We start from the raw sequence: 1851 nt of genomic DNA on the forward strand, positions 1-1851 counted from the left end.
GACGAGCAGCGGCTCGGGAACCTGTTCAAGCTGGACCACCTGGCCACCCGTATGCGGCGTAACAGCGAGAACCTGCTGGTCCTGGCCGGTCAGGACCCGCCGCGCCGGTGGAGTCAGCCGGTCAAGCTGGTCGACGTCGCCCGCGCCTCGTTGTCGGAGGTCGAGAACTACGAGCGGGTCGTCCTCCAGGTGCCCGACGGCGTCTCGGTGGCCGGGCAGGCCGTCAACGACGTCATCCACCTGCTCGCCGAGGTGGTCGAGAACGCGTTGTCGTTCTCGCCGCGCGAGACCAGGGTCACGGTCTCGGGCAGCCGCATCGACGGCGGCGGCGTGATGTTGTCCATCACCGACTCCGGCATCGGCATGACGCAGGAGGAGCTGGTCGGCGCCAACGACCGGCTGACGGACGCGCCCAGCGTGGACGTCTCGGTGTCGCGCCGCATGGGCCTGTTCGTGGTCGCCAGGCTGGCGCACCGCCACGGCATCCGGGTGCAGCTGCGCCCGCACAGCTCGGGCGGCCTGACCGCGATGGTGCTCATCCCGGAGAACATGCTGGGCTCCCAGGTTCCCACCCTCTCCGGTACGCCGCCCTTCTCGGGCACGCAGCAGTCACCCTTCCCGGGGACGCAGCAGCCGCCCGCCTTCGCCGGTGCGTCCGGGGGCCCCGAGCCGTACTCGGGACCGCATCCCGCCCCACCCGCCACGGACTGGCCGCAGCCGACCTACCAGATGGGCCCCGGCCACCCGTCCTTCCCCTCCAACCCGGACTCCGGCGGCAACTGGCCGCCACCGACCGCGCAGTGGCAGCCCGACCCCGGCGCCTGGCCGGCGGAGCCGCGCATGGGCGGCGGCTACGAGAACTCCGACGTCTGGACGCCGCCCCGCGGACCGGCCTACAACGGCGACCGCGGTCTGCCCAAACGGCCCGTCCCCGAGCAGCCGGGCGGCAACTGGCCCAACGCGGACCAGCCGGGCGGCAACTGGCCCAACGCGGACCAGCCGGGCGGCAACTGGCCCAACGCCGAGCAGCCGCCGGGCGCGCCGGGCTGGAGCGACTCCGGCCAGCCGCTGAGCAACTGGACCAAGCCGGGCCAGCAGGCAGGGGGCTGGAACAGCCCCGAGCAACCGCCCGGCGGCTGGAACAACGACGGCAAGCTGCCGCAGCGGCGCGGCTTCGGCTTCCCCGAGCCCGAGTCGGGCGCCACGGGCCCCATCCCGGCGGTCCCCCCGGCCTCGGCGGGAGACGACTACCTGCCGATCTTCGCCGCCGTGGAGTCCGCCTGGTTCGGGCGGGACGACAACGGCGCGAGCTGGAGCTCCGCCAAGTCGGACGCCGGCTGGAGCGCGGCGGAGGCCGCGGCGGAGCCGGCGCTCGGCGGATCGACGGCGGCCGGGCTGCCCAAACGGGTGCCCAAGGCGAACCTGGTGCCCGGCTCGGCGGACACGTCGGCCTCGCCGAAGGGCGTGACACCGATGCCGTCGGTCTCACCCGATCGCATCCGCAACCGGCTGTCCAGCTTCCAGCAGGGCTTCCGTGCGGCGCGTGACGACATCACCGGGGGCAAGGCGTTCCCCTCCGGGCCCGCCGGCCCGAAGAACAACGACAGGGAGGAGGGCGCATGAACGACCTCAGTCACGCGGCACGTGGCGTCGACTGGCTGATCACCGACTTCGTCAGTACCGTTCCGGGAGTCGCGCACGCCGTGGTCGTCTCATCCGACGGATTACCGCTGGCGGCTTCGTCGGGATTTCCGGCCGACCGGGCCGATCAGCTGGCCGCGATCGCGTCTGGGCTGGTGAGCCTGACGCAGGGCGCGGCCAGGGTGTTCGAGGGCGGTGCGGTCAACCAGA

Annotated in this window: 2 protein-coding genes; both read left to right on the top strand. The window is 73.1% G+C overall.

The genetic code is table 11. The annotated features are described in order from the left end of the window. A partial coding sequence (locus tag ACWD0F_RS52025) for an ATP-binding protein (RefSeq protein ID WP_449890569.1) occupies positions 1 to 1623 on the top strand: 1623 nt, incomplete at its 5' end. Then, positions 1620 to 1851, top strand: a 232-nt coding sequence (locus ACWD0F_RS52030) for a roadblock/LC7 domain-containing protein (protein WP_449890571.1), incomplete at its 3' end; no start/stop codon positions are given. The genes ACWD0F_RS52025 and ACWD0F_RS52030, both read left to right, overlap by 4 nt.

It is taken from the genome of Nonomuraea sp. NPDC002799 (assembly GCF_053592075.1).